Here is a 25535-nt window from a genome sequence, read left to right as displayed (position 1 = left end):
TCCGGGAGAAGGCTGGGCGGCCGGTGGGTGGATGGGGACGTGCCGAGGGCGCTGCCGGAGCGTCAGGCCATCAGGTGCACGGCGGCCAGACCCAGCGCCGCAATAAGCGCCCACGCGCACAGGGCCATGACGCTGGCCCGGGCGCCGGTGTGCAGCAGCACCCGGATGTGCACCGAGGAACCCAGCCCGAAGAGCGCGGCGCCCAGGGCAACATCCTGCAGGGTGTTGCCCACCTCGAGGATCTCCGGCGTCGTCCAGCCCAGGGTGCGCACGCCGATCATGGCCAGGAAGCCCAGCACAAAGAGCGGCACAATCGGCGGGAACCTGGCCGCGGCCTCGGTGGCCCCGGGCCCACCGGCGGCCGCGGCCGCGCGGCGGCGGTGCCGCCGTCGTTCCTGCACGCCCACGGCGGCAACCATCGGTGCCAGCAGCACCACACGGGTCAGCTTGATGACGATGGCGGCGGCCAGCGCCGTGGCCCCGGCGGTCTGGGCCGTTGCCACCACCTGCCCCACGTCGTGCACGGAGGCGCCCACCCATTGGCCGAACATCAGCGGGGACAGGCCCAGCGGATGCATCAGCAGCGGGAGCACGCCAATGGCCAGCGTTCCGCACAGCGTCACCAGGGCCACCGGCAGCACCGTCTCCTGGTGCTTGGTCCCCTTCACGGCGGCCATCGCCCCGATCGCCGAGGCGCCGCAGATGGAGAAGCCGGTGGCGATCAGCAGCGGCGCATCCCCGGGCAGTTTGAACAGGCGCCCAAGCAGATACGTCCCGGCAAAGGACAGCAGGACGACGCTCACGACCAGGGCGGCCGCGCGCCAGCCGAGGGCGGCAATGTCGCCCAGGCTGAGCTTGAGCCCGAGCAGCACAATGCCAACGCGCATCAAATGCTTGCCAGCAAAATTCAGCCCCGGCCGCCAGCTGCCTACCGACAGCCGCGAGGCCACCGGCAGGTTGGCCGCCAGGATCCCGAGCACGACGGCGGCCGTCATGGCCGGCAGGGCCGGCACCAGGGCATGGACCGCCAGCGCCAGGGCCACAGCCACGGCACAGGCGGCAAGGCCGGGGGACAGGATGCGCAGCCGCGCCAGAAAGGGAGGCACGGGTCTACCAGGGGCTGGGCTTGTAGTCCTTCAGGAACACGCCGAACTGGTCCTCGCCGGACTCGCCCATCACGATGGGGTCGTACACGCGGGCCGCACCGTCCACCAGGTCCAGCGGGGCGTGGAAGCCCTCCTCGGCCAGGCGGATCTTGGTGTAGTGCGGGCGCTCATCGGTGATCCAGCCGGTGTCCACGGCCGTCATCAGGATGCCATCGGCGTCGAGCATTTCCTTGGCGCTGGTGCGGGTCATCATGTTCAGCGCGGCCTTGGCCATATTGGTGTGCGGGTGTCCCGGGCCCTTGTAGGCGCGGCTGAACTGGCCCTCCATCGCGGAGACATTGACGATGTACTTGCGCCGGGCGTCGGAGCGGCGCATGGCCTCGCGCAGCCGGGAGACCAGCAGGAAGGGGGCCGTGACGTTGCACAGCTGCACCTCCAGCATTTCCAGCGGATCCACCTGGTCCACCACCTGGGTCCAGCTGTTCACGGAGGCCACATCTGGCACCAGGCCGCCGGCGTCGATGGCGGTGCCCGCCTCGATGCGCTCCAGCGAGGCGGAACCCATGGACAAGGCCAGGGCGGCGATCTCGTCGCCGGCCATCCGCGGGTGCTCCATCATCTGGCTGGCCAGGGCCAGGGGGTGCTTGTCGTGGGCGTGGCCGAAGGTGACGAGCTCGGGCATGGGCACATCGCTGGGCAGCGGCTCCAGCTCGGCGTCGACCAGCGGCTTGTAGGCGTTGCCGGAGCGGCGCACGGTCTGCGCGGCGTTGTTGATGATGATGTCCAGCGGGCCGGCCTCGTCCAGGGAGTCCGTCAGGGCCATCACCTGCGCCGGATCGCGCAGGTCGATGCCCACAATCCGCAGCCGGTGCAGCCATTCGGCGCTGTCCTCCATCGCGGCGTAGCGCCGTGCCGCATCCTTGGGGAAGCGGGTGGTGATGGTGGTGTGGGCACCGTCGCGCAGCAGGCGCAGCGCGATGTACATGCCGATCTTGGCACGCCCGCCCGTCAGGAGCGCGCGCCGACCGGTGAGGTCGGTGCGCGCATCCCGCTTGCTGTGGTTGAATGCTGCGCATTCCGGGCAGAGCTGGTGGTAGAAGGCATCCACCTGCGTGTAGTGCTGCTTGCAGATGTAGCAGGGGCGCGAACGGATCAACGTACCGGCAATCTCACCGGTGCTGGAGGAGGCAAGCTTGTTGCCCCGCGTCTCGTCGTCGATCCGGTCCGGCGCCGCCGTCGCGGTCTGGGCCAGCACGGCCTTGTCGGCCTCGTTGATGGCGTCCCGCTTGGACGTGCGCCGGAAGCGCTTGACTGCCTTGAACATCTTCCCCGTGGCGCGCCGGACGGCAACGTAGTCCGGATCTTCTTCGTCGTAGACGTGGATGGTGTCCAGAACCTTCAGGCAGGTCTGGATTTCCTCGGGGGTCAGTTCTTGGTCAGTCACCCGGCAATTTTACGGCACTACGGCACGGCGCCGCGCGTCGGTGGCGTCCACCGTCTTCGCGGCCAGCTTCGCCATGATGTCCCGGCTTTCCTCGCAATCGCCGACGGCGGCCTGGACGGCCTCCGGCAGGACTCCGACGATGGACTGGGACAGCTCCAGCTCCGCCGCATCCGGCTCCGGGACGACCTGTCCCTTGCTGAGCACGGTGATGCCCGATTCGGTGACGGTGTAGCCGCGGCTGCGGTCCAGGTCAAGGTCGACGCCGATGGTGGCGCCGGCGGGGACGCGGACATTCTTGTCCAGGATGGCCCGGCGCACCACGGCCCCGCTGCCGATGGTCACATAGTCCATGATGACCGAATCCATGACGCGGGCGCCGGTGCCAACGAACACATCGTGGGAAATGATCGAGTTCTCCACCACGCCGCCGGAGACCACGACACCGCTGGAGACGATGGAGTCCAGGGCCGTGCCCACGGTGTTCATCTCGCCGCGCACAAACTTGGCCGGCGGGGCCGTGTTGTGGCGGGTGAACATGGGCCATGCCGAGTTGTACAGGTTGAACACCGGCATCGGGGAGATGAGGTCCATCTGCGCCTCGTAGTAGGAATCGATGGTCCCTACATCGCGCCAGTAGTTGCGGTCGCGGTCCGTGGCGCCGGGGATGTCGTTGGTGGTGAAGTCGTAGACGTACGCCTCATCGCGTCCCACGAAGTAGGGGATGATGTCCCCGCCCATGTCGTGCTGGGTGTCCAGCCGCTCGGCGTCGTTCTTCAGTGCCTCCACCAGCGCATCGGTGTCAAACACGTAGTTGCCCATCGACGCCAGGAAGGAGCCAGGGTCCTCGGCCAGGCCGGGGGTGGATGCCGGCTTCTCCACGAAGGCGGCAATCTTGTGCGCGCCCACGGCCGGGGACTCGACGTTGGTGTCCACCTCGATGACACCGAACTGGTCGGCCAGGGACAGTGGCTGCCGGACCGCCGCGACGGTGGCCTTGGCGCCGGAGGCGATGTGGCTCTCGACCATCTGTGCGAAGTCCATGCGGTAGACGTGGTCCGCGCCGACCACGACGACAATGTCGGGCTGGGCATCGTTGATCAAGTTCAGGGACTGGTATATCGCGTTGGCGCTGCCCAGGAACCAGCTCTTGCCCATGCGCTGCTGCGCGGGCACCGAGGCAACGTAGTTGCCCAGCTGGGTGGACATCCGCCAGGTCTCCGATATATGTCGGTCAAGGCTGTGGGACTTGTACTGGGTCAGCACGACCATTTTCAAGTAGCCGGAATTGGCCAGATTCGACAGCGCAAAGTCCACCAGACGGTATCCGCCGGCGAACGGCACTGCAGGTTTGGCCCGGTCCGCCGTGAGGGGCATCAGACGCTTGCCCTCTCCGCCCGCCAACACAATTGCCAGAACCTTCTTGAATGCCATCTCCACGTACCCCTTGCTTATATTGATGCAGGCTGGCCACTCCGGGTGGCCCCGTCTGCTTCACACTAGATCAGATACGCCGCCACCAGCTACCTTGAGATCGTGCGTATTGACATTGTGACTAAAGAATTCCCGCCGGAGATCTATGGAGGGGCCGGCGTGCATGTCGCCGAGCTCAGCCGCGTCCTGGCCCACCAGGTTGATTTGAGGGTTCGCGCCTTCGGAGAACCGCGACCGGAGGACTTCCACGGGGCCACCGTGTCCTCGTACAAAACCCTAGATGCGCTGGCCTCGGCCAACCCGGCGCTGCAGACGCTGGGTGTGGATTTGTCCATCGTGCCGGACATCGCCGGAGCCGACCTGGTGCACTCCCACACCTGGTACGCGAACATGGCCGGACACCTCGCCTCGATGCTGCACGGGATCCCCCATGTGCTCAGCGCCCACTCCCTGGAGCCGCTGCGTCCGTGGAAGGCGGAGCAGCTCGGCGGCGGCTACGCGCTGTCCTCCTGGGCCGAGAAGACCTCCTACGAGGCGGCCGCGGCAATCATCGCCGTCTCGGACGGCATGCGCCAGGACATCCTGCGCAGCTACCCCAACGTGGATCCGGCGAAGGTCAAGGTGGTCCACAACGGCATCGATGCCGCCATGTGGCAGCAGGACTCCAACGACGACGTCGTCCGCAGCCTGGGCATCGACCCCACCCGCCCCAGCGTGGTCTGGGTGGGCCGGGTGACCCGGCAGAAGGGTGTGCCCTATCTGCTCAAGGCAGCGGCACTGCTTCCCCCGGAGGTCCAGCTGGTGCTCTGCGCCGGTGCGGCGGACACCCCGGAGCTGGGTGCCGAGGTCAACGCGCTCATTGACGGGCTCAAGGCCCAGCGCAGCGGCGTCGTCGTCATCGAACGGATGCTCCCGCGTGCCGAGCTCATCCAGGTGCTCAGCCATGCCACCGTCTTCGCCTGCCCCTCCATCTACGAGCCACTGGGCATCGTGAACCTGGAGGCCATGGCCTGCGGGGCGGCCGTTGTCGCCAGCGCCACCGGCGGCATCCCCGAGGTGGTCGAGGACGGCGTGACGGGCCTGCTGGTTCCGCTGGCCCAGGTTTCGGACGGCACCGGGACGCCGCTGGATCCGGACAAGTTCGTCCACGACTTCGCCCACGCGCTCACCGCCGTCGTCAGCGACCCGGCCCGAGCCAAGGCCATGGGCGAGGCCGGCCGTGTCCGCGCCACCGAGCACTTCTCCTGGGAGTCCATCGCCGCCCAGACACTGGACGTATACCGCTCGGTGCTGTAGCCGGTCCGCTGGTCGAGCCCTTTGCGGCTCGACCAGCGGCCGCTAGTCCTTCTTTGCTGCGGCCTTGGCCCGGTGCAGCAGCACCTTCTCATCGATCGGACCGTGGGCGCTGGCACGCAGGATGCGGAAGTACTCCGCGGCCTCGTCCTGGCGCTCCCGCTCAATGCCGCTGGCGATGGTGGCGCGCAGGTGCTCGGGGCCGTAGCCGAAGGCGTCCACCAGGTCCAGTGCGTGTGGGCGCAGCTTGGCCAGCAGGCGGTTGATGTATCCGCCCACCGTCCGGGCGCGCTGCATGGAGATGCGGCCGTTCATCAGATACCAGGACAGGTGCTTCTCGATCAGGCCCAGGCCGAAGAGGTCGCGCAGCCACGTCAGGACCTTCTTTGTTCCGGCATCCTCCACCGTGGCCAGAGCCTCGGTGAATGCCTCCCACTGCAGCAGCTCGGCGTGGGCCGTGGCGGCCTCGATGAGCTCGTTCTGGTGCGAGTTGAACAGCGCGGCGGCCTGGTGCTTGGGCAGCCGGCCCGCCTCCTTCAGCGCCCCGCCCACCTCTGCCACCATGGCTTGGACGCGCTCGGTGAGCAGGGCCCGCTGGCCGTCCTCGCCGCGCACGGCCAGCACCGATTTCTGCACCGATCCCGTGTCGGCCACAAACTGGGCCACCTGGCGCAGCCCGGTCTTGTGCAGGGTCAGGTCCGCGGCCTGGTTGACGGCGAAGCGGGCCAGCACGCCAAAGCCCATGGTGCGGAACTCCTTGGCGTAGTCCGCCAGCAGGCGCTTGGCCACCAGCTGCAGGAGCACCGTGTTGTCACCCTCGAAGGTGGCGTAGACGTCCAAATCCGCCCGCAGCGAGGTGAAGCGGTTCTCTGCCATAAAGCCGGAGCCGCCGCAGGCTTCGCGGCACTCCTGCAGGGTGTCCAGCGCGTGCCAGGTGGAGAGCGACTTCAGCGCCGCAGCCAGCGTCTCCAGGTCCTCGCGGTCCGCATCGCTGTCCAGCTCGCCGGAGAACACGCCGTCGAACTTCTTCAACAGCTGCTCATGGGCAAAGGAGGCGGCGTAGGTGGTGGCCAGGCGCGGCAGCAGCCGGCGCTGGTGGCGCTGGTAGTCCAGCAGCACCATTTCCTCGGTGTCCGAGGGGCCGTTGAACTGGCGGCGCTCGGTGGCGTACTGGATGGCGATCTTCAACGCCACCTTGGAGGCGGCGACGGCGGCGCCGTCGAGCGAGACGCGGCCCTGCACCAGCGTGCCCAGCATGGTGAAGAAGCGCCGGCCGGGGCTGGCGATGGGGGAGGAGTAGCTGCCGTCGACGGCGACATCGCCATAGCGGTTGAGCAGGTTCGTCCGGGGGATCCGCACCTGGGTGAAGTGCAGGCGTCCGTTGTCGATGCCGTTCAGGCCACCCTTGACGCCGTCGTCCAGGCCGCCGATGCCGGGCAGGAACTCCTTGGTGGCCGGGTCGCGCAGCTCCACGTAGAAGGCGTGCACGCCGTGGTTGACGCCCTTGGTGATGAGCTGCGCGAAGACGACGGCGGCCAGCCCGTCGACCGCCGCGTTGCCGATGAACTCCTTCCAGGCCGCACGGAACGGCGTGTGGATGGTGAACTCTTCGGTGGCCGGATCGTAGGTGGCGGTGGTGGCAATCGAGGCCACATCGGAGCCATGGCCGACCTCCGTCATGGCAAAGCAGCCGGGGATCGCCAGGCTCATGATGCCCGGCAGCCACTTGTCCTGGTGCTCTTCGTTGCCCAGATGCATCACCGCGGAGCCGAAGAGGCCCCACTGCACGCCGGCCTTGATCTGCACCGACGGGTCCGCCGTGACGAGTTCCTCGAAGCCGGCCACATTGCCGCCATGGTCGTCCGAGCCGCCCAACCGTGCCGGGAAGGCGCGGTGCACACCGTTGTTCTCCACCAGCAGGCCGAGCTGGCCGAAGGCGCGCTTGCGGTGCTCGGTGTGGGTCAGCCCCTCGATCTTGTGCATTTCGGGCAGGGCGGCCAGGGCACGGGCGTGGCGGCGGGCCTGGGCCCATCGGCCGAGCAGGAGCTCGCCGAGCGCGGCGACGTCAACCTGCACGGCATCATTGCCGGTGGCCGCTGTGGGTGCAAGTACATCAGTCATGTGGTTCCTTCGGGTCGGTGGTGGATAGAGCCAGGGTCAGGTGGCCTGCGGGCCGACGTCGGCGGCGATGCCGCTGAAGAGCCAGGTGGTGAGCTGCTCCGCCAACTCGCCGTGGTCGGGTTTGCCGGGGCTGGCCGGAGCCATGAGCCAGAGCTCCCCGGCGTTGCGCACCAGGCCCAGTGCCGCCGTCGGCCAATAGGCCAGCAGCGGGGAGCCGGCGCCGCGGGCATGGGTGCGGATGGTGTCGGCCATCATGGCCACCACCTCGTCGAAGAAGTGGCCCAGCGGTCCGGCGGCGGAGGGGTGGCCGGTGGTGGCGAAGGCGTACACATTGGGGGAGGTCTGGGCCATCTGCAGATAGGCGGAGACCATGTTGCAGAGCCCCTGCCGGGGTGTGGCGGCGGCCTGCGCGGCCGCCAGGACCTTTTGCTGCATGAGCGTGATGGCCAGTTCGCCCACGGCCTGCTGCAGACCGGCCTTGTCGCCAAAGTACCTGTAGAACACGGACTTCGAGGTCCCCGCGGCGGTGGCGATGTCCTCCATCGACGCGTCCGGCCCCAGCTCGTGGACGGCACGCCGCGCCGCGCGGATGAGTTCCCTGCGGCGCTCCCCGCGGTGGGCCTCCCAGCGTGCGGAGCGGCCATCGACGGCGGCCGGCGCGGCGCTGTCTGCCGAGGGGGCCGTGCCGGCGTCGGCGGGGGCTGTGCCGGAGGCCGTGGCGGCGGGCCGGGGGAGGGGGTCGAGCGTGTTCACGATACCCAGCGTATCAGGTACGCTAGGTATCAGTAACGTCTGTCACATCCTAGGAGCCCCAGCATGACTGCCAGCAACGAGCAGAGCCCCGCCCTGACACCGCGCACCATCCGACCCGCCGTCGTCGTCGGCGGCAACAGGATTCCGTTCTCCCGTGCGGGCGGCGCCTACGCGAAGGCCTCCAACCAGGACATGCTCACGGCGGCCCTGGACGGGCTGGTGGCCCGCTTCGGCCTGGCCGACGAACTCATCGGCGAGGTGGCAGCCGGCGCGGTGCTCAAGCACTCGCGGGACTTCAATCTCACCCGCGAGGCGGTGCTGGGCTCCGCCCTGGCCCCCCAGACGCCTGCCTACGACCTCCAGCAGGCCTGCGCCACAGGACTGGAAACGGTCATCGGACTGGCCAACAAGATCAAGCTGGGGCAGATCGACTCCGCCATCGCCGGCGGCGTGGATTCCGCCTCCGATGCGCCGATCGCCGTCAGCGAGGGCCTGCGGGAGATCCTGCTGGACCTCAACCGGGCCAAGACGATCGGCCAAAAGCTCTCCATTCTGGCGCGCATCCGCCCCAAGGATCTGGCCCCCGATGCGCCCTCCACCGGCGAGCCCCGCACCGGGCTCTCCATGGGCGAGCACCAGGCGCTGACGACCGCGCAGTGGAAGATCAGCCGCGAGGCCCAGGACAAGCTGGCCCTGGCCAGCCACCAGAACCTTGCCGCTGCCTACGGCCGGGGCTTCTTCGACGACCTTATGACGCCGTACCGCGGCCTGGCCAAGGACTCCAACCTGCGGGCCGACACCTCGCTGGAGAAGCTGGCCTCGCTGGCTCCGGTCTTCGGCAAGCGCCTCGGTGCCGAGGCCACCATGACGGCGGGCAACTCCACGCCGCTGACCGACGGCGCCTCCACGGTGCTGCTGGCCTCCGAGGAATGGGCCGCGGCCCACGACCTGCCCATGCTGGCCAACGTCATCGACGGTGAGGCCGCCGCTGTGGACTTCGTCCATGGCAAGGACGGGCTGCTGATGGCCCCCGTGTTCGCCGTCCCGCGCCTGCTGGCCCGCAACGGGCTCACCCTTGGGGACTTCGACTTCTTCGAGATCCACGAGGCCTTCGCCGGCACCGTGCTCTCCACTCTCGCCGCCTGGGAGGACGAGGAGTTTGGCCGCGCCCGCCTGGGCCTGGACGGCGCCTTCGGCAGCATTGACCGCAGCAAGCTGAACGTCAACGGTTCCTCGCTGGCCGCCGGGCACCCCTTCGCCGCCACCGGCGGACGTTTGGTGGCCACGCTGGCCAAGATGCTGCATGAGAAGGGGAGCACCAACGACCGTCCGGCCCGCGGCCTGATCTCCGTCTGCGCCGCCGGCGGCCAGGGCGTCGTCGCGATCCTGGAAGGACGCTAGCCCCATGGGAGCATCTGCACACGCCTCCACCGACAAGTACACGCAGTTTGTCAGCCGCGGCCTCGGCAAGGACCTGGCCAAGAAGCTGGGGCTGCCGCAGCCGGCCATCCTGCGCCGCTACGAACCCACGGCTGCGCTGCTGACCGGGCCCGTCCTCGTGGAGGGCTCCAGCCACGGGGCCGAGGAGCTGGCCGCGAAGCTGCTGGGCTGGGGGCTGGATGTCCGCCGCCATGCCACGCCCAAGGAAAAGCTCGGCGCCATCATCATCGTGCTGGACGAACTGGCCCACCCGGACGAGCTCTCCGCCCCCGTCCGCTCCGTGGGCGCATCGCTGCGGGATCTGCTGCCCAGCGGACGCATCGTCACCATCTCGCGCCCCGCCGTCGACGGGCTGGAGCCTGCCGTGGCCGCGGCCCGGCACGGTGTGGACGGCATCGTCCGCTCCGTGGCCAAGGAACTGCGCGCCGGCGCCACCGCCAACGGCATCCTGCTGGGCGGGGGCGTCGAGCCCGCCTCGGCCAGTGCCATGGCGGCCCTGCGGTTCTTCCTCTCCGGCCGCTCGGCCTTTGTGGACGGCCAGTTCCTGACGGCCGGCACGCCGGGCACCTTGGATGCGGTTGACTGGGAGCGCCCCCTGGCCGGAACGGTGGCGGTGGTGACGGGTGCGGCCCGCGGCATCGGCGCCGCCATTGCCCGCACCCTGGCCCGCGATGGCGCCCAGGTGGTCGCCGTTGACGTGCCCGCCGCCGGCGACCATCTGGCCGCCGTCGCCAACGAGATCCACGGCACAGCCCTGCAGCTGGACATCACCGCCGTGGACGCCGGCCAGCGGATCCTGGACCTCGGCTTCTCCCGGTACGGCCGGCTGGACATCGTGGTGCACAACGCCGGAATCACCCGCGACAAATTGCTGGCCAACATGGACGCCGCCCGCTGGGACTCCGTCATCGCCGTCAACATCGCCTCGCAGCTGCGCATGAACGCAGCGTTCCTGGCCGATGGGCGCTTTGCCAAGGGGCCCCGGATCGTTTCGGTGGCCTCCACCAGCGGCATCGCCGGCAACCGCGGCCAGAGCAACTACGCCGCCTCCAAGGCCGGGGTGATCGGCATGGTCCATGCCACGGCGCCGCTGCTGGCACCGTCCGGCGGCGCCATCAACGCCGTCGCGCCCGGCTTCATTGAGACCGAGATGACGGCCAAGATCCCCTTCGCCACCCGCGAGGTGGCGCGCCGGCTCAACAGCCTCTCCCAGGGCGGGCGCCCGGAGGACGTCGCCGAGGCGATCGCCTTCTTCGCCTCCGAGGCGGCCGCCGGGATCAACGGCAATGTGCTGCGCGTCTGTGGACAGAATCTGGTGGGCCAGTGACCCGGGACGACTACCAACTGGCGGAGATGCCCTCCCTGGCCAAGCTGTACCTGAACGCTGCGGCCACCGCCGCCCGCACCCGCGTGCTGGGCAGCACGCCGTCGGTGGACCTGCCGCCGCGGGCCACGGAGGTCCACGGCGTCCTGGCGGACATCGCGAAGATGACCGAATACCAGCACCTGGTGGGCAAGGCCGCCCGGGACATCATTCCCTCCGGGTACCTGCATTCCATGGCGTTTCCGGTGGCCATGAGCGTCATGGTGCGCGAGGACTTCCCGCTGCCGCTGCTGGGCATGATCCACCTGCGCAACCAGGTGGAGCACCTTGCACCGGTGCAGTTCAGCATGCCGCTGTCCATCAGGTCGTGGGCGCGCAACCTGGCCGGCCACCGCGCGGGCACGCAGGTGGAGCTGGTGGTGGAAATCCGGGGCGACGGCGGCACCGACGTGCTGTGGCGCGGCGTCTCCACCTACCTGGCCAAGGGCGTCTACCTGCCCGGCCTGGACAAGCCGGCGTCGGCCCCGGACATCCGGGAGGACTTCCAGGCCCCCAACCCCACCGGCATCTGGTCCCTGGGCGTCGATGCCGGCCGGGCCTACGCCGCCGTCTCCGGCGACTTCAACCCCATCCACCTGAGCGTCTTCACCGCCAAGGCGCTGGGCATGCGGCGCTCGATCGCGCACGGCATGTACCTGGCCGCGCGCGTGCTGGCCGATGTGGGCTCGCCCAAGCCGGAGGGGTTCAGCTGGGACATCAGCTTTGCCGCCCCGGTGTTTCTGCCGGGGACGGTGGCGGTGCGGATTGCGGACACCACCGCTGCGGACGGGTCCTGGGCGTCGTCGACCTTTGCCGGGTGGAATGCCCGCACGGGCCGCAAGCACTTTTCGGGGAGTGTGGCCACGCTGGTTTCCTAGCGTTTTCTGGTGGGCCGCGGCGCGTAGGATGTGCTCATGACGGCCCACCATGAAAACCCTTCAACACCGCTCACCCTTGATTTCGCCCGGGAATTGGACCTGGCCGATCCACTGGCGGCCCACCGCAGCGCCTTCATCGGCAGTGACGATCCGGGTGTCCGCGCATACCTGGACGGCAACTCCCTGGGCCGGCCGCTGGCCGCCAGCGCCGCGCGGATCGCGGAGTTCATCACGGAGCAGTGGGGCGGCCGGCTGATCCGCGGCTGGGACGAGGGCTGGCTGGAGATGCCCGCGGCCATTGGGGACGAGCTGGGCCGGGTGGCCGTGGGCGCGGCCCCGGGGCAGACGACCATTGGCGACTCAACCACCGTGCTGCTCTACAAACTCTGCCGCGCCGCCGTGGCAGGTGCCGTGTCTGCGGATGCTGCCCGCACCGAGATCGTGGTGGACACCGAGAACTTCCCGACGGACCGCTTCGTCCTGGAGGGCATCGCGGACGAGTGCGGCATGACCCTGCGCTGGATCACGCCGGACCCGGCGGCCGGCGTCACCGTGGATGATCTGGCCGCCGTGCTGGGCCCCAAGACTGCGCTGGTGGTGCTCTCGCATGTGGCCTACCGCTCCGGCTACCTGGCCGACATGCCCGCCCTGACCGCCGCCGCGCACGACGCCGGCGCGCTGATTCTGTGGGACCTGTGCCATTCCGCGGGCTCGGTGCCGGTGGAACTGGACGCCAGCGGGGCGGACCTGGCCGTGGGCTGCACCTACAAGTACCTCAATGGCGGCCCTGGATCGCCGGCCTTCGCCTACGTCCGTGCCGAGCACCAGCCGCACCTGCGCCAGCCCATCCAGGGTTGGCTGGGCACCGCCGATCCCTTCGGCATGGGTGAGGGCTACCAGCCGGCCGCCGGCATCCGCTCCTTCACCAGCGGCACGCCGCCGATCCTGGGCATGCTGGCCCTGCAGGACATGATCGCCCTCATCGGCGAGGCCTCGATCGAGGCCGTCCGGGCCAAGTCGGTGGCCCTGACCGACTACGCCGTGGCCCTGTACGACGGCGTGCTGGCCCCGCTCGGCGTCGAACTTTCCTCACCCCGCGACGCGGCCTGGCGCGGCGGGCACATCACCATCGACCACCCCTCCTTCCGCGAGGCCACGGCCAAGCTGTGGGGCGAGGGCGTCATCCCGGACTTCCGCAATCCCAACGGGATCCGGCTGGGCCTCTCGCCGCTGTCCACCTCCTTCTCCGAAGTGTGGCTGGGCATCGACGCCATCCGCGCGGAGCTGCCCAACTGAGTGACACTTATCGCACATTTTCGGCCGGATTCTGTGAGATAACTGTCACCTAGTTGGGGTGGGGGAGGAAGTACTGGACGGGCGGCGGCGGGAGGTCCATACTGTCGCTTGAGGCATGCCCAGGGCTGGGGGAGGGGTCCGTGGCGTGCGGCAGCAGCGCCGGGGTCTGGGCAATGCGGCGCGGGGCGGTGCGCCCCCGAACGGAAGCCTAGTGCCATGCCACGAATCCTGCGGTCCCTCCTCGCAACAGCCGTCGCCGTCGTCTTTGCCGCGGCCGGTTCATCGGCCGCCACGGCGGCCGTTCCCCTTCCGCCGCCCGGCGATTCCACCTACGTTATTGGCGGGGAGCGGGCGGACCGCACCAGTTGGGCCGTGCAGCTGATCTTCGCCCAGCACGGGGCGCTCTACGCCTGCACGGGCGTGGCCATCGACGATGCGTGGATTCTGACGGCCCAGCACTGCGTTGCCGAAATCACCGCCATGGATGTCTACTACAGCAACAGCACGCTGGAGCGGGGCACGGCCGAGCCGGCGGACCATGTCTATGGATCGCCTGCCGGGGATGTGGGGCTGGTACACCTTGCGGCCCCCCACGGTCTGCGGTCCTATCCGGATCTGGCCGAGGGCTATGAGCCAAGCCGCCACGACAACGGCACCATCATGGGCTACGGGCTGCGGGCCGACCAACGCGGCGCGAAGGGCCTGTACCAGGCCGACGTCGCCGTCGTCGGTTCCTCCATCGACGCCTACGGCGGCGCTGCCGTCCACATCCGCGGCATCAACGGTGCCGCAAACCACGGCGATTCGGGCGGGCCCCTGATCATCGACGATGAAATCGTCGCTGTCTGCTCCACGGGCGACGACTCCGACCCTGGAGCCAACATCAACGCCGGCTCCAACTACGCCAACCTCACCGCGAGCCGGGAGTGGATCCGCGCCACCACGGGCATCTGAGCTCTTCCTTCCAAGAACAAGCATGTGGGGACGGCGTCCGACGAGGGGACTGCCCCCACATGCTCGTTCGCGGAGTGCTTGGCGGGCGGAGGGTGACACGCGACACTGGCTTATTTAGTTGTCCTAACCAACCATTTGATTTATAGTTGTTTGAGGCAACCAAAGAAAGGCCGTCATGTCCGTCGCCCCCAACACTGCGTCAGAGCTGGTGCACAGTATCTTCGACCTCAACCGCGCCATCCGCGTGGTCGTCGCCAACGCTGACTCCACCGCCGACCTCGGCATCGCCGTCGAAGGCGTGCTGCGCCTGGTGGGGGAGAAGAGCGAATGCCGGGCCACAGACATCGCCTGCTCGCTGGGCATTGGCGCCTCCGCCCTGAGCCGCCACGTGGCGGATCTGGCGGAGCTGGGCATGATCGAGCGCCGGCCCGACCCGGCGGACGGGCGCGCCCAGCTGCTGGCCCTCAGCCAGGCGGGGCAGGACTATCTCGCCGCCACCGGCCGGCGCCGTGCTGCGACGCTTGAGCGCATGCTCGCCGGTTGGAGCGAGGCGGAGGCCGCCGCTGCAACGGCCATCATCGCCAAGCTCTCCACAGTTTTCCGCACCACCCCGGCAGCACAGCCGGGCACCACCATCACCACCACCCTGGACACCGCAGTGTCCGCAGGAGCCGCCTCGTGACATCCACCAAAACAACGCCGGCAGCAGCGCCGCCCCACGCTGCACCGTCGGTGATGACCCACCGCCAGATCCTGGAGGCCCTCACCGGCCTGCTGGCGGCCTTCTTCACCGCCATCCTTTCCAGCACCATTGTGGCCAACGCACTGCCGACCATCATGAGTGATCTGCACGGTTCCCAGACGGACTTTGCCTGGGTCATCACTGCCGCCCTGCTGGCCAATGCCGCCACCACCCCCATCTGGGGAAAGCTCGCGGACCTTTTTGACAAGAAGCTGCTGGTCCAACTGAGCATCGTGATCTTCGTGGCCGGCTCGGTGCTGGCCGGTCTGTCCGAGAACATGCCCACCCTGTTGACCGCACGCGTCATCCAGGGCATCGCGATGGGTGGCCTCACCGCCCTGGCCCAGGCCATCATCGGCACCATCATCCCGCCCCGCGACCGCGGCAAGTACTCCGGCTACATGGGCGCCGTCATGGCCGTCGGCACCGCCGGCGGGCCGCTGCTGGGCGGCTTCATCGTGGACAGCCCGCTGGGCTGGCGCTGGACCTTCTACATCTGCGTGCCGCTGGCCATTGTGTCCCTGATCCTGCTCCAGATCACCCTGAAGCTGCCGCATGTCCGCCGCCCCGCCAAGGTGGACTGGGCCGGCTCCGTACTGCTCACCGCCGGCGTCTCCCTGCTGCTGATCTGGGTCTCCTTTGCCGGCAAGGCCGGCTACTACGACTGGATCTCCGGCGTTTCGGCCCTGATGGTCGGCGGCTCGGTACTGCTTCTGGCCGCCCTGATCTGGGTGGAGACCAAGGTGTCCGACCCGATCATCCCGCTGAAGATCATCAGCCAGCGCACCACGGCACTGGCCATCGTGGCTTCGGTCGCCGTCGGCATCGCCATGTTTGCCTCCTCCACCTTCCTGGGCCAGTACTACCAGGTGGCCCGTGGGGCCACGCCCACCGAGGCCGGTCTGCTGACCCTGCCCATGATCGTCGGAAACCTGCTCGGTTCTGTGGTCTCCGGCCTGCTCGTCAGCCGCTACGGCAAGTGGAAGCGGTTCCTGGTGGGCGGCGCCATCTTGCTGATTGCCGGCCTCGGGTTTGCCGGCACCATGGACCACCAGACCTCCTTCGTCCTGGTGGGCATCTACACCTTCGTCTTTGGCCTGGGTCTGGGCATGATGATGCAGAACCTGGTGCTGGCCGTCCAGAACACCGTGGCCGCCAAGGACATCGGCTCCGCCAGCGGTTCCGTCGCCTTCTTCCGCACCGTCGGCGGCGCGGCCGGTGTGTCAGTGCTGGGCGCCATCATGGGCTCGCATGTCACGCAGCTGATCACCGACGGCCTGGCCGCCGCCGGGGTCCCCGTGGCCGGTGGCAACAGCGCCGGCACGCTGGACATCGCCTCGATGCCCGCACCGATCGCGATGATCGTCCGGGCTGCCTACGGCGACGGCGCGGCCATGATCTTCATGGTCTCTGCCGTCATCTCGGTGGTGGCGTTGATCGCAGTGCTCTTCATCAAGGAGATCCCGCTGCGCCGCACCATCGACGTCGTGCAGACGGCCCCGGTGCCGGCCAAGGCGTAGCGGAATCAGCGGCCGGTCGCCCCGTAGCGGTGCTCGGGGCGGCCGGTGCTGCCGTAGCGCAGATTGATTTCGACGGCGCCGTCGTCGGCCAGCGCCGACAGGTACCGCTGCGCAGTCGCACGCGACACGCCCACCACCTGGGCTACATCGGCCGCCGACTGCGGCCCGGCTCCGGCCAGGGCGGCCAGCACCGCCGCCTCGGTGGCGCTGCGGGTCCGCCCCGCCGAGGCGCCCTCCACCGGATGCAGGGCTGCGAGCGCGCGCTCGACCACCTCCTGGGTCACGGTGGTGGTGCCGGTGAGCAGCCTTCGGTAGCGTGCATAGGCCTTGAGGCGGGCGGCGAGCGCCTCGGGTCCGAAGGGTTTGATCAGATAGCCGATGGCGCCGCGGCGCACGGCACGCCGGATGGAGGCCGCATCGGCGGCGGCCGTCAGCATCATGACGTCCACATCCAGGCTGCGCAGCAGGTCAAGCCCCAGTGCATCGGGGAGGAACACGTCCAGCAGCACCAGGTCCGGGGACTGGCTGTGCACCGCCCGCATGGCCAGGGCGGCCGACCCCACCGGCGGCAGCGCCTTGAAGCCGGGCACTTGGTCCACATAGCTGGCGTGCAATCGCCCCACGTGGAAGTCGTCGTCAACGATGAGCACCGTGAGGTCATTGGCCACGGTTGTCCTCCTGGGGGTTCGCGTCTTCTGTGGTCCGGTCGTCGGTGGTCCGGGCCTCGCCGCTGAGGGGTTCGACGACGCCGGGGAGCCTGGCGCAGACGACGGCGCCGGGGCCGCCGCGGGTGCCGGTCTCGGCAATCCATACGTCTCCGCCGCGGCGCCGGGCCACCGAGCGCACCAGGGGCAGGCCGAATCCGCCGCCGTGGACCGGACCCGCCGGACCGCCGTCGCCGTCAACGGGGCCATCATCGTTGGCGGCGGTCTCCACAGCACCGGCATCCATGCCGTCGCCGGAGTCCGCCACCACCACGTGCAGGGTCCCCACGCCGTCGGCGTAGTCATCCAACAATTCGATCTCCACCCAGCGCGGCTCGGCGCTGCCCTGCACGGCCGCGCGGACGGCGTTGTCCAGCAGGTTGCCGATCACGGTGGTGGCGTCCTGCGGGTCGGTGATGCGCCCGCGCAGCAGGGTTTCGGGGCCGATCCGCACGCTGACGCCCCGCTCCTGGGCCTGGACGCTCTTGGCCCCCACGAACGCCTGCAGGTAGGGATCCTGAAGCAGCGTGGCACCTTCGGCCGGATAGCGCAGCGGCCCCTGGTCGATGAGTGTGTGCACATAGCCGGTGGCCTCGCTGTAGTCGCCCAGAGCCAGCAGCCCCGAGACGGTGTGCAGGCGGTTGGCGAACTCGTGCCGCTGGGCCCGCAGGGCCGTGGAGAGGGCGCCGACGGCGTCCAGCTGGCGGGTCAGGGAGGCCAGCTCGGTGCGGTCGCGCAGCATCACGACCCAGCCGAGCTTGCGGTTCAGGTCCGTGCCCGGGCGCCGGCTGGGCTGTACAGCCCGGGCGGAGACGATCAGCATCCTCGAGCCCACCAGCGTTTCCACCGGGCCGGATGCGGGCGTGGCCTCGGCCAGCAGCGACGGCAGCAGGGCGGCCAAGGAATCCGACAGGGGTGCCGACTCCAGTTCGGTGCCCACCATTTCCGTGGCGGCATCGAGCCCCAGCAGCCGCTTGGCCTCGCGGTTGAACACGGTGATCCGCTGCCCGGCGGAGACGCCGATGACGCCCTCGTCCACACCGCGGAGCACCGCCTCCTGGTCCTGGGCCAGCGCCGCCATCTCCTCGGGCTCCAGCCCCAGGGTGAGCGACTTCAGCCGCCGCCCCAGCAGGTAGGAGGCCAGGGCGCCCAGGCCCAGGGCCAGTGCGGCCGCGCCCACGATCGGCAGCACGCTCCCGGCCAGGCTGTCGAGCACATCCTCGCTCGAGATGCCCACGCTGACCTCGCCCACCACCGTGGCCGTTCCGGGGGCGAAGACGGGCACCTTGGCCCGCGCCGAGTGGCCCAGGGTGCCCTGCTCCTGGGCAGTGGTTTCGCGCCCGGCCAGAGCCTCGCTGGGATCGGTGCTGACCATTTTGCCCAGCAGGGCGGGATTGGGGTGGGCCAGGCGCAGGCCCTGCTCGTCGGTGACGACCACAAAGAGGGCGTCGGTGCGCACCCGGACCTCTTCGGCCGTGCGTTGGAGGGGCCCTGCGGCAAGGTTTGCTTCGGTGAGCTGCTCCAGCGGGGCGGCGGCCAGCTGCGCAGCCTCCGCGCGCACATCGTCCAAGGCTGCCACGGTCCGTGCAACGGCGAGCGCCTTTTGCTCGGCCTCCACACCGAGGCGCTGGTAGGCGAGGTTGGTGAAGACCGCGGCGCAGAGGACCACCACCACGGTCAGGACGGCCAGCTGGGCCAGCAGAATGCGGGCGCTGAAGCTGATCCGGGGCGTTGCACGCCGTGGGGCCACCGTCGCCCTCCAGAGCTGTGAGTTTTATGCGCAAAAGCTGCGCAATAAGCAGTATGCACCTCAAGCGCCCCAAAGTGCCAGCAGTGATCCGGGCCACTATAGGTTCTGTTGTGTCGGTCACAATGACGGGCCGTCACAGAAGAAGGAGAAACTCGTGCTGGTAGTCCTCGGATTTGCCATGATCGCGGTGTTCATGGCCCTGATCATGACCAAGAAGCTCACCCCGGTCCTGGCCTTGATCATCGTCCCCACAGTCTTCGGACTCTTTGCCGGCGCGGGCCTCGGACTGGGCGACATGGTCATGGATTCCATGAAGTCGCTCACCTCCACGGCGGCCCTGCTGATGTTCGCCATCATTTTCTTTGGGTTGATGATCGACGTCGGCCTGTTCGACCCGCTGGTGAAGTTCATCCTGCGCACCCTGGGCAACGACCCCGCCAAGGTGGTGCTGGGCACCGCCGTGCTGGCCGCCGTCGTCTCCCTGGACGGGGACGGCTCCACCACCTTCATCCTGACCACGGCCGCCATGCTGCCCATCTACCTGCGCCTGGGCCTGAGTCCGGTGGTGCTGACCTGTGTGGCCGGGCTGGCCAATGGCACCATGAACATCGTGCCCTGGGGCGGCCCCACTGCCCGTGCCGCGGCCGCGCTGAAGGTGTCGCCCACCGAGGTCTTTGTCCCGATGATCCCCTCGCTGCTGGCCGGCATGGCCACCGTGCTGGTGTTCGCCTGGTTCCTGGGCCTGCGTGAGCGCCGCCGCCTCTCCGGTGGACTGGACGCCAAGTTCTGGGGAAGCGCCGACGGCGGTGCGCCGGCGGGGCGCAAGGGTTCCGGCCCCCGCGGCGGCAAGGGTTCCGCCGTGCAGGGTTCCGCGCCGAAGGGTGGCGGAGGCGTGGCCCTGCTGGAGGCGCCGGTTCTGGTCCATGAGACCGCGGACGATAAGGACGGCCTGATGGCCGGGGCCCTGGATCCGAACCGCTCCACCCTGCGCCCGAAGCTGTTCTGGTTCAACCTGGTCCTGACCGTTGCCGTGATGGTGGTCCTGGTGCTGGACATCCTGCCCCTGGCCTATGTCTTCATGGTCGGCTCAGCCATCGCACTGGTGGCCAACTTCCCCCGTTTGAAGGACCAGGCCAAGGCCCTCACGGCGCACGCGCCCTCGATTGTCGCTGTGGTCTCCATGGTGATGGCGGCCGGCGTGTTGACCGGCGTGCTCAGCGGCACCGGCATGGTCGATGCCATGTCCGCCTGGCTGGTCAGCATCATCCCCGCCAGCATGGGCCCGTTCATGGCCGTCATCACTGGACTGCTCAGCATCCCCATGACCTTCTTCATGAGCAACGATGCGTTCTACTTCGGTGTCTTGCCCGTGCTCAGCGAAACTGCGGGCCACTACGGCATCAGCGCCGCCGAGATGGCCCGCGCCTCGATCGCCGGCCAGCCGGTGCACATGCAAAGCCCGCTGGTGCCGGCCATCCTGCTGCTGGTCTCCCTCGCCAAGGTGGAGCTGGGCGACCACCACAAGAAGGTGCTGTGGCGGGCCCTGGTGGTCTCGCTGGTGATGCTGGCCGTAGGCATCATTCTGGGCGCCATTCCCTGGGCCTAGACTCCGCAAAAGACCAATATTCGAATATATGTTCGAAAACTGAAAAACAGCATCTGACAGCGGTGCCCAGGGCACCCTCCGGGTTAGGATCGGCACACACGCCGGACCAACCTCCTGGGGGACCCATGGGCACCGCTGATCTGTTTGCACCCGCCATCCACCACAGAACCACGGGGACGAAGCTGGGCATTGTGGGGGCCGGCAGCGTCGGCACCTCGCTGGCCTATGCCGCCCTCGTCCGCGGCTCCGCGGACCATATCGCCATCTACGACCTCAATGCGGCCAAGGCCGGGGCCGAGGTGCTGGATCTGGCGCATGGCACCCAGTTCACCGCATCGTCGGCCATCACCGGCGGCGGGGACATCGAGGCTTTGGCCGGTTCCGACGTCGTCGTCATCACCGCCGGGGCCAAGCAGGATCCCGGGCAGACCCGGCTGGACCTCGCCGGCACCAACATCCGCATCCTGGAGAATCTGATGCCGGCGCTGCTCAAGGTGGCTCCGGATGCCGTGTTCGTTCTGGTGACCAACCCCTGTGATGTGCTGACCGTGGCCGCCCAGCAGATCACCGGACTGCCCACTGGGCGCATCCTCTCCTCCGGCACCGTGCTGGACACCTCGAGGCTGCGCTGGCTGCTGGCCCGTGAGGCGGGGGTGTCCACCGACAGTGTGCACGCCGCCATGATCGGCGAGCACGGGGACACGGAGTTTCCCGTGTGGTCCCAGGCCTCCATCGGCCCGGTGCCCATCCGAGAGTGGACGGTGCAGGGGCGGCGCATCTTCACCGGCGAACATCTGGCCCAGCTGGCGCACAGCGTGGTGACGGCCGCCTACACGGTGATCGAGGGCAAGGGCGCCACCAACTACGCCATCGGACTGGCCGGCGCCCGCATCGTGGAGGCCCTGCTGCACCACGAACACGCCGTGCTGCCGGTGTCCACGGTGCTCAACGGCCAGCACGGACTCACGGGCGTGGCCCTGTCCCTGCCCAGTGTCATCGGGGCAGGGGGTGTCGGCCGGGTGCTTGAGCAGCCCCTGGACGACGGCGAGCGCGCGCTGCTGGACCACTCGGCCCAGACCCTGTTGGCCGCCCAAACCCAGCTGGGCCTCTGAGATGGACGCTTCCAGTGGGGGATTTGCCGGACGTTTCGCCGGAACAACTGTGGTGGTGACGGGCTCGGGCAGCGGCATCGGCGCACAGACGGTGCGCCGGTTCGCCGCCGAGGGCGCCGTCGTCGTCGTCGCAGACATCAACCTCGCCGCGGCACAGCACGTCGCCGCCGGGATCCCCGGCGCACTGGCCCGCCATGTGGACGTGACCCGGCGGGCGAGCCTGCGCGCGCTCGCCGACGCGGTGGCGGCGGAGCATGGCGGCATTGACGTGCTGGTCAACAACGCGCTCTCCTGCAGTCTGCCGCCCTTCCTGGAGCTGAGCGACGCCCAGATCCAGGCGGACTTCGCGGTGAATGCCATCGGCCCGTTCATGGCCTGCCAGGAGGTCATCCCGTCCATGCTGGCCCGCGGCGGCGGAGTCATCCTGAACGTGGCCTCGGTCAACGCGCTGTCCACCTACGGCAATCCGGCGTATTCGGCGGCCAAGGCGGCGCTCATCAGCCTCACGCGCTCGCTGGCATTCGAGTTCGGCGGCCGGGGCATCAGATGCAACGCCGTCGCCCCCGGAACGATCGACACCGAACATTGGGCACCCCGCCTGGCCCTGGAGCCGGATCTCTTCGAACGCGCCGCCCGCTGGTATCCCACCGGCCGGGTGGGCAGCACCGACGACGTCGCCAGCGCCCTGCTGTTCCTGGCCTCCCATGAGGCGGCGTGGATCAATGGCATCACCCTGCCTGTGGAGGGCGGACTGCTCAGCGGGGACCTGGGCCTGACCCGCGAGCTGGCGCCGGATCCGGATGGGAAATCCACAAAGGGGTGAACCAGGGCCAGTCCTGTCTCGTCTTGGAAGTGTGGACTGCTTCCGCAGCCCCGCTGCTTTGGACAGTTGAAAAAGACAGTCGAACCAGATGCAAAGGACACGCTCATGTACAAGCACAGCTGGCCCACCCTCGCGGTGGTCGTCCTCGCCGCGGCAGCCCTCGGCGGCTGCTCCTCGACAACGCCGGGCACTGGGGGCACCAGTTCCGCAGCACCCAGCACCTCGCAGGCCACCACTGCCGCACCCGCCACCACCAGCCCGGGCGGATCAACCACCGAACCCATGGCCGGGTCCGCGGTGCTGAAGACCGCCACCTCCTCGCTGGGCAGCATCGTGGTGGACGCCGCCGGCAAGACCGTCTACTACTTCGACAAGGACACTGCCGGCTCAGGGGCCAGCGCCTGCAACGGCGCCTGCCTGGCCGCCTGGCCCGCCGTCGTGGCACCCTCCGATGCCCCGGCCGTGGACGGAGTCACCGCCACGGTGGGCACCATCACCCGCAACGACGGCACCAAGCAGGTGACACTGAACGGACTGCCCATCTACACCTACACCCCCGATGCCAACGCCGGTGACGTGAAGGGCCAGGGCTTCGGCGGCATCTGGTGGGTCATCGCCCCCGACGGCGACAAGGTCACAGGCACCTCCTCCGGGTACTAGCAGCCTCCCCCTGGGGAACACCCGCTGGGCGGTTCCCTAGGGTGTGGCACGCAGGAGCGTGGGTGAATCCAGGCTCCTGCGGATGTCCACAGAGGCAATGGCACCCAAGGCCAGGGACGTGGTGGCGCCGGGGGACACCACGCTCCCGGCAGAGGCGCTCCAACTCGCCACCTGGATCTGCTCGCCCTCATGGGAGACCACCACCAGCACATAGCCCCAGGATGCACCCGGCACCACATAGTCGCCGGGACCGGCGGCATAGCTGCACTCCCACGAAATGTCAGTGCCCCACGCCCTGGGCACCAAAGCGCCTGTGGCAACAATGCCCGCCGGCCCCTGGGCGGCAAAGGACAGGGGGACGGCACCGGGGAGGTCCGTGGCAGCCTGGACCGCCGACGGCGGGGAGGAACCAACCACGGAGGCCGTCACTGCCGCCGTACCACCGGCCAGAACCACAGCGGCCGCAGCCGCCGCAGCAACCCACGCCACCCGCCGCCGTCGAACCCGCCCCACCAGGGAGGCAACGGCGGTCTCAGAGTCACCAGGCACAGGGGAAGACACAGACCCGTCCTCCCCGGCAGGGACCAGCGACAACAACGGTCCAATGCCGGCCAGCTCAGCCACCTGGGCGCTGCAGCGCTCGCAGCCGGACAGATGCGCCTCATACTCGCGCCGCTCCGCCGGCACCAGGGACCCCAGCACATAGGAGGCATCCCACAAGGCATAGGGACATGGGGTAGGAGACATCACCGCACCACACCCCTCTCCTGCAAGGCCAACCGTAGGGCACGAAGCCCATAATGCAGCCGAGACTTCACAGTCCCCGGCGGAATCCCCAACGCCGCAGCCATCGACGCGGTATCGGCACCCGAGTAGTACGCCAAACGGATCACCTCACGATGCTCCACCGAGAGGGTCTCCAAGGCATCCGCCACCAACCAGCCATCCAACAACCTGTCAGTTGCATCCACACCCCCCGACTGGGACAACACGTCGGGCACCACCTCGGCGCCCACCTCAAACCGATGCCTGGCACTGCGCCAATCATCAATCACCAAATTCCGGGCCACGGTGAACAACCACGCCCGCACGGCAGGCTCCCCACGCTCCAACACCTCAGGGTGGCGCCACGCCCGCAACAACGTCTCCTGCACCACATCCTCGGCAAACGCACTATCACTGGTCAACCGGGTGGCAAAACGCCACAACGCCGCAGCATGCTCAGCATGCAGAGCACGCAACGCCTCCTGCTCCAAGGGCCGCATCACCACCTCCTAGGCCTTAGACGACACACAAGCCGGTATGGTTCACCAAGAATGAACCCAACGCGGCCCGGCTCCGTCATACAACCAACAGCACCATCGTGGCACCACCACCCGGAGGACAACATGGACTACGCCATCAACGGACTACCACTGCACATACTGCTCGTCCACGCAGTAGTGGTCTTCGTACCCATCACAGCCCTCTGCACAGCGCTCGCAGTCCTCTGGCCCGCCGCACGACGCCGCCTGGGCCTGCTCACACCCATCCTGGGACTGTTCTCCCTCATCGTGGTCTACATCGCCCAACTGGCCGGCGAATGGCTCCTCCTGCGGGTAGGCCAGACACCAGCCATCGCCCACCACGCCGCCCTCGGCCTCGGACTGCTCCCCTGGGCCTGGGCGCTCGCCGCCGCAGCCATCGCACCCTGGCTCTGGCACCGGTTCTCCATCGGCACAGCGCTCGCCGCACGCATCGGCACCACCGGCACCAAAGTGGCCACAGCGCTCGCGGTCCTTGCTGTGCTGTTCGTCTGCGGAGCAGCCGTGGTGGAGGTGGTCCTGATCGGCGACGCCGGCTCCCGGGCCGTGTGGGAGGGCGTCTTCAGCCCGACGCCGGTGGCCCGCTGACGTTTTGCGGTTTCTAGCCTTGATGGGCCTCCTGGTCGATGGCTGACATGTCGCCGGTCGCGGGGGTGCCCTCTGCAAGCTCGTAGCGTTGAAACACTGCACCGCTCGGTGAGGCGACGACCGGCTCGATGAGCCGCAGGTTGGCCGGGACCACGCCGTCGGCGAAGACCTTCTTTCCACTGCCCAAGAGGATCGGGTACACCCAGAGTGTGAGCTGGTCAAAGAGCCGCTGGGCGAACAGGGTCTGCACGAAGTCCAGGCTGCCGATCACGTGGGTGTGCTCGTGCCGCTCGCGCAGCCTCTGTACAGCGTCGGCAATGTCGGGGCCCAGCAGTGTGGAATTGGCCCACTCGAGGGCGGGCGTTTGGTGCGAGGCCACGTACTTCGGGACGCGGTTGAACAGCTCCGCGATGTCTCCCTTCGCGGTTGGCCAGTACGAGGCAAAAATATCGTAGGTCCGCCTCCCCAGCAGCAGCGCGTCCAGATCCGCCATCCCGGACTCGATCTGCGCGTCGACAACCTCGTCCCAGAGCGGCGCCTGCCAGCCGCCGAAGGCGAAACCATCCGAGGAGTCCTCCTCTGGCCCGCCGGGCGCCTGGGCGACGCCGTCGAGGGTGGTGAACAGGTCGATGTGGATCAGTCCCATG

23 protein-coding genes are annotated in these 25535 nt (G+C 68.7%); 13 read left to right on the top strand and 10 right to left on the bottom strand.

Annotation, left to right across the window (positions count from 1 at the left end; genetic code table 11):
* Positions 1–62 precede the first annotated feature (62 nt).
* From K254_RS0107210 to glgC, 3 genes are read right to left on the bottom strand one after another with little or no spacing between them, the layout of a single operon-like run.
* Entirely contained in the window at positions 63–1106 is a 1044-nt protein-coding gene (locus tag K254_RS0107210) for a putative sulfate exporter family transporter (RefSeq protein WP_026554789.1), read from the bottom strand.
* 4 nt (positions 1107–1110) lie between these two features.
* On the bottom strand, positions 1111–2550 hold the full coding sequence (locus K254_RS0107205; RefSeq protein WP_026554788.1) for an SDR family oxidoreductase: 1440 nt from the start codon (positions 2548–2550) through the stop codon (positions 1111–1113).
* 9 nt (positions 2551–2559) lie between these two features.
* Positions 2560–3987 (bottom strand): glucose-1-phosphate adenylyltransferase, encoded by a 1428-nt coding sequence (gene glgC / locus K254_RS0107200; RefSeq protein ID WP_026554787.1) that lies wholly within the window; start codon positions 3985–3987, stop codon positions 2560–2562.
* A 96-nt stretch (positions 3988–4083) separates the two neighbouring features.
* Here glgC and glgA point away from each other — a divergent pair, with 96 nt between their 5' ends.
* Positions 4084–5277 (top strand): glycogen synthase, encoded by a 1194-nt coding sequence (glgA, locus tag K254_RS0107195; protein ID WP_035749091.1) that lies wholly within the window; start codon positions 4084–4086, stop codon positions 5275–5277.
* Between the two features lie 42 nt (positions 5278–5319).
* On the opposite strand, the gene K254_RS0107190 is transcribed toward glgA, so the two are convergent.
* Together K254_RS0107190 and K254_RS0107185 are read right to left on the bottom strand one after the other, a co-directional pair.
* Positions 5320–7395, bottom strand: a complete 2076-nt coding sequence (locus K254_RS0107190; protein ID WP_026554785.1) for an acyl-CoA dehydrogenase family protein — start codon at positions 7393–7395, stop codon at positions 5320–5322.
* Between the two features lie 36 nt (positions 7396–7431).
* Positions 7432–8148: a TetR/AcrR family transcriptional regulator gene (locus tag K254_RS0107185; RefSeq protein ID WP_081709949.1), complete on the bottom strand. Its 717-nt coding sequence runs from the start codon at positions 8146–8148 to the stop codon at positions 7432–7434.
* A gap of 63 nt (positions 8149–8211) precedes the next feature.
* Between K254_RS0107185 and K254_RS0107180 the strand changes: the two genes are divergently transcribed.
* The 7 genes from K254_RS0107180 to K254_RS22275 all read left to right on the top strand — a co-directional run bounded on the left by K254_RS0107180 (position 8212) and on the right by K254_RS22275 (position 16341).
* Positions 8212–9549, top strand: coding sequence for an acetyl-CoA C-acetyltransferase (locus K254_RS0107180; RefSeq protein WP_026554783.1), 1338 nt, complete (start codon positions 8212–8214; stop codon positions 9547–9549).
* A gap of 4 nt (positions 9550–9553) precedes the next feature.
* Positions 9554–10915 carry a 3-oxoacyl-ACP reductase gene (locus tag K254_RS0107175; protein ID WP_026554782.1) on the top strand — a complete coding sequence of 454 codons (1362 nt, stop codon included), beginning with the start codon at positions 9554–9556 and terminating at the stop codon, positions 10913–10915.
* Between the two features lie 26 nt (positions 10916–10941).
* Positions 10942–11829, top strand: coding sequence for a MaoC family dehydratase (locus K254_RS0107170; protein WP_035749739.1), 888 nt, complete (start codon positions 10942–10944; stop codon positions 11827–11829).
* 36 nt (positions 11830–11865) lie between these two features.
* The gene (locus tag K254_RS22280; protein ID WP_035749088.1) at positions 11866–13125 is read left to right on the top strand and encodes a kynureninase; all 1260 of its coding nucleotides are present in this window, start codon (positions 11866–11868) and stop codon (positions 13123–13125) included.
* A 216-nt stretch (positions 13126–13341) separates the two neighbouring features.
* The gene (locus tag K254_RS0107160; protein WP_026554780.1) at positions 13342–14079 is read left to right on the top strand and encodes a S1 family peptidase; all 738 of its coding nucleotides are present in this window, start codon (positions 13342–13344) and stop codon (positions 14077–14079) included.
* A gap of 175 nt (positions 14080–14254) precedes the next feature.
* Positions 14255–14761: a MarR family winged helix-turn-helix transcriptional regulator gene (locus K254_RS0107155; protein ID WP_026554779.1), complete on the top strand. Its 507-nt coding sequence runs from the start codon at positions 14255–14257 to the stop codon at positions 14759–14761.
* Between the two features lie 53 nt (positions 14762–14814).
* Positions 14815–16341: an MFS transporter gene (locus K254_RS22275; protein WP_081710079.1), complete on the top strand. Its 1527-nt coding sequence runs from the start codon at positions 14815–14817 to the stop codon at positions 16339–16341.
* Between the two features lie 5 nt (positions 16342–16346).
* On the opposite strand, the gene K254_RS0107145 is transcribed toward K254_RS22275, so the two are convergent.
* Both K254_RS0107145 and K254_RS22270 read right to left on the bottom strand, forming a co-directional pair.
* Positions 16347–17009, bottom strand: a complete 663-nt coding sequence (locus K254_RS0107145; protein ID WP_026554778.1) for a response regulator — start codon at positions 17007–17009, stop codon at positions 16347–16349.
* Positions 16999–18795 carry a sensor histidine kinase gene (locus K254_RS22270; protein ID WP_035749084.1) on the bottom strand — a complete coding sequence of 599 codons (1797 nt, stop codon included), beginning with the start codon at positions 18793–18795 and terminating at the stop codon, positions 16999–17001. The genes K254_RS0107145 and K254_RS22270 overlap by 11 nt, the downstream gene beginning before the upstream one ends.
* A 154-nt stretch (positions 18796–18949) precedes the next feature.
* Here K254_RS22270 and K254_RS0107135 point away from each other — a divergent pair, with 154 nt between their 5' ends.
* The 4 genes from K254_RS0107135 to K254_RS0107120 all read left to right on the top strand — a co-directional run bounded on the left by K254_RS0107135 (position 18950) and on the right by K254_RS0107120 (position 22996).
* The gene (locus K254_RS0107135) at positions 18950–20401 is read left to right on the top strand and encodes a CitMHS family transporter (RefSeq protein WP_026554777.1); all 1452 of its coding nucleotides are present in this window, start codon (positions 18950–18952) and stop codon (positions 20399–20401) included.
* A 125-nt stretch (positions 20402–20526) separates the two neighbouring features.
* Positions 20527–21513: an L-lactate dehydrogenase gene (locus K254_RS0107130; RefSeq protein ID WP_051388953.1), complete on the top strand. Its 987-nt coding sequence runs from the start codon at positions 20527–20529 to the stop codon at positions 21511–21513.
* A 1-nt stretch (position 21514) separates the two neighbouring features.
* Positions 21515–22336, top strand: coding sequence for an SDR family NAD(P)-dependent oxidoreductase (locus K254_RS0107125; protein WP_026554775.1), 822 nt, complete (start codon positions 21515–21517; stop codon positions 22334–22336).
* 105 nt (positions 22337–22441) lie between these two features.
* Entirely contained in the window at positions 22442–22996 is a 555-nt protein-coding gene (locus tag K254_RS0107120) for a COG4315 family predicted lipoprotein (RefSeq protein WP_026554774.1), read from the top strand.
* Positions 22997–23032: 36 nt separating this feature from the next.
* Here K254_RS0107120 and K254_RS22265 read toward each other — a convergent pair whose 3' ends face one another.
* Both K254_RS22265 and K254_RS0107110 read right to left on the bottom strand, forming a co-directional pair.
* Positions 23033–23743 carry an anti-sigma factor family protein gene (locus K254_RS22265; RefSeq protein ID WP_155848472.1) on the bottom strand — a complete coding sequence of 237 codons (711 nt, stop codon included), beginning with the start codon at positions 23741–23743 and terminating at the stop codon, positions 23033–23035.
* Positions 23743–24261, bottom strand: coding sequence for a sigma-70 family RNA polymerase sigma factor (locus K254_RS0107110; protein ID WP_026554773.1), 519 nt, complete (start codon positions 24259–24261; stop codon positions 23743–23745). Before K254_RS0107110 ends, K254_RS22265 begins: the two co-directional genes overlap by 1 nt.
* 123 nt (positions 24262–24384) lie before the next feature.
* Between K254_RS0107110 and K254_RS0107105 the strand changes: the two genes are divergently transcribed.
* Positions 24385–24888 carry a hypothetical protein gene (locus K254_RS0107105; RefSeq protein ID WP_026554772.1) on the top strand — a complete coding sequence of 168 codons (504 nt, stop codon included), beginning with the start codon at positions 24385–24387 and terminating at the stop codon, positions 24886–24888.
* A 13-nt stretch (positions 24889–24901) separates the two neighbouring features.
* On the opposite strand, the gene K254_RS0107100 is transcribed toward K254_RS0107105, so the two are convergent.
* On the bottom strand, positions 24902–25534 hold the full coding sequence (locus tag K254_RS0107100; protein ID WP_026554771.1) for a dihydrofolate reductase family protein: 633 nt from the start codon (positions 25532–25534) through the stop codon (positions 24902–24904).
* Between the last annotated feature and the right edge of the window lies 1 nt (position 25535).

It is taken from the genome of Arthrobacter sp. 35W, assembly GCF_000482545.1.
Classification (GTDB): Bacteria; Actinomycetota; Actinomycetes; order Actinomycetales; family Micrococcaceae; genus Specibacter.
The sequence above is the reverse complement of the archived record's forward strand: the minus strand, read 5'-3'. Positions and strand labels throughout refer to the sequence as shown.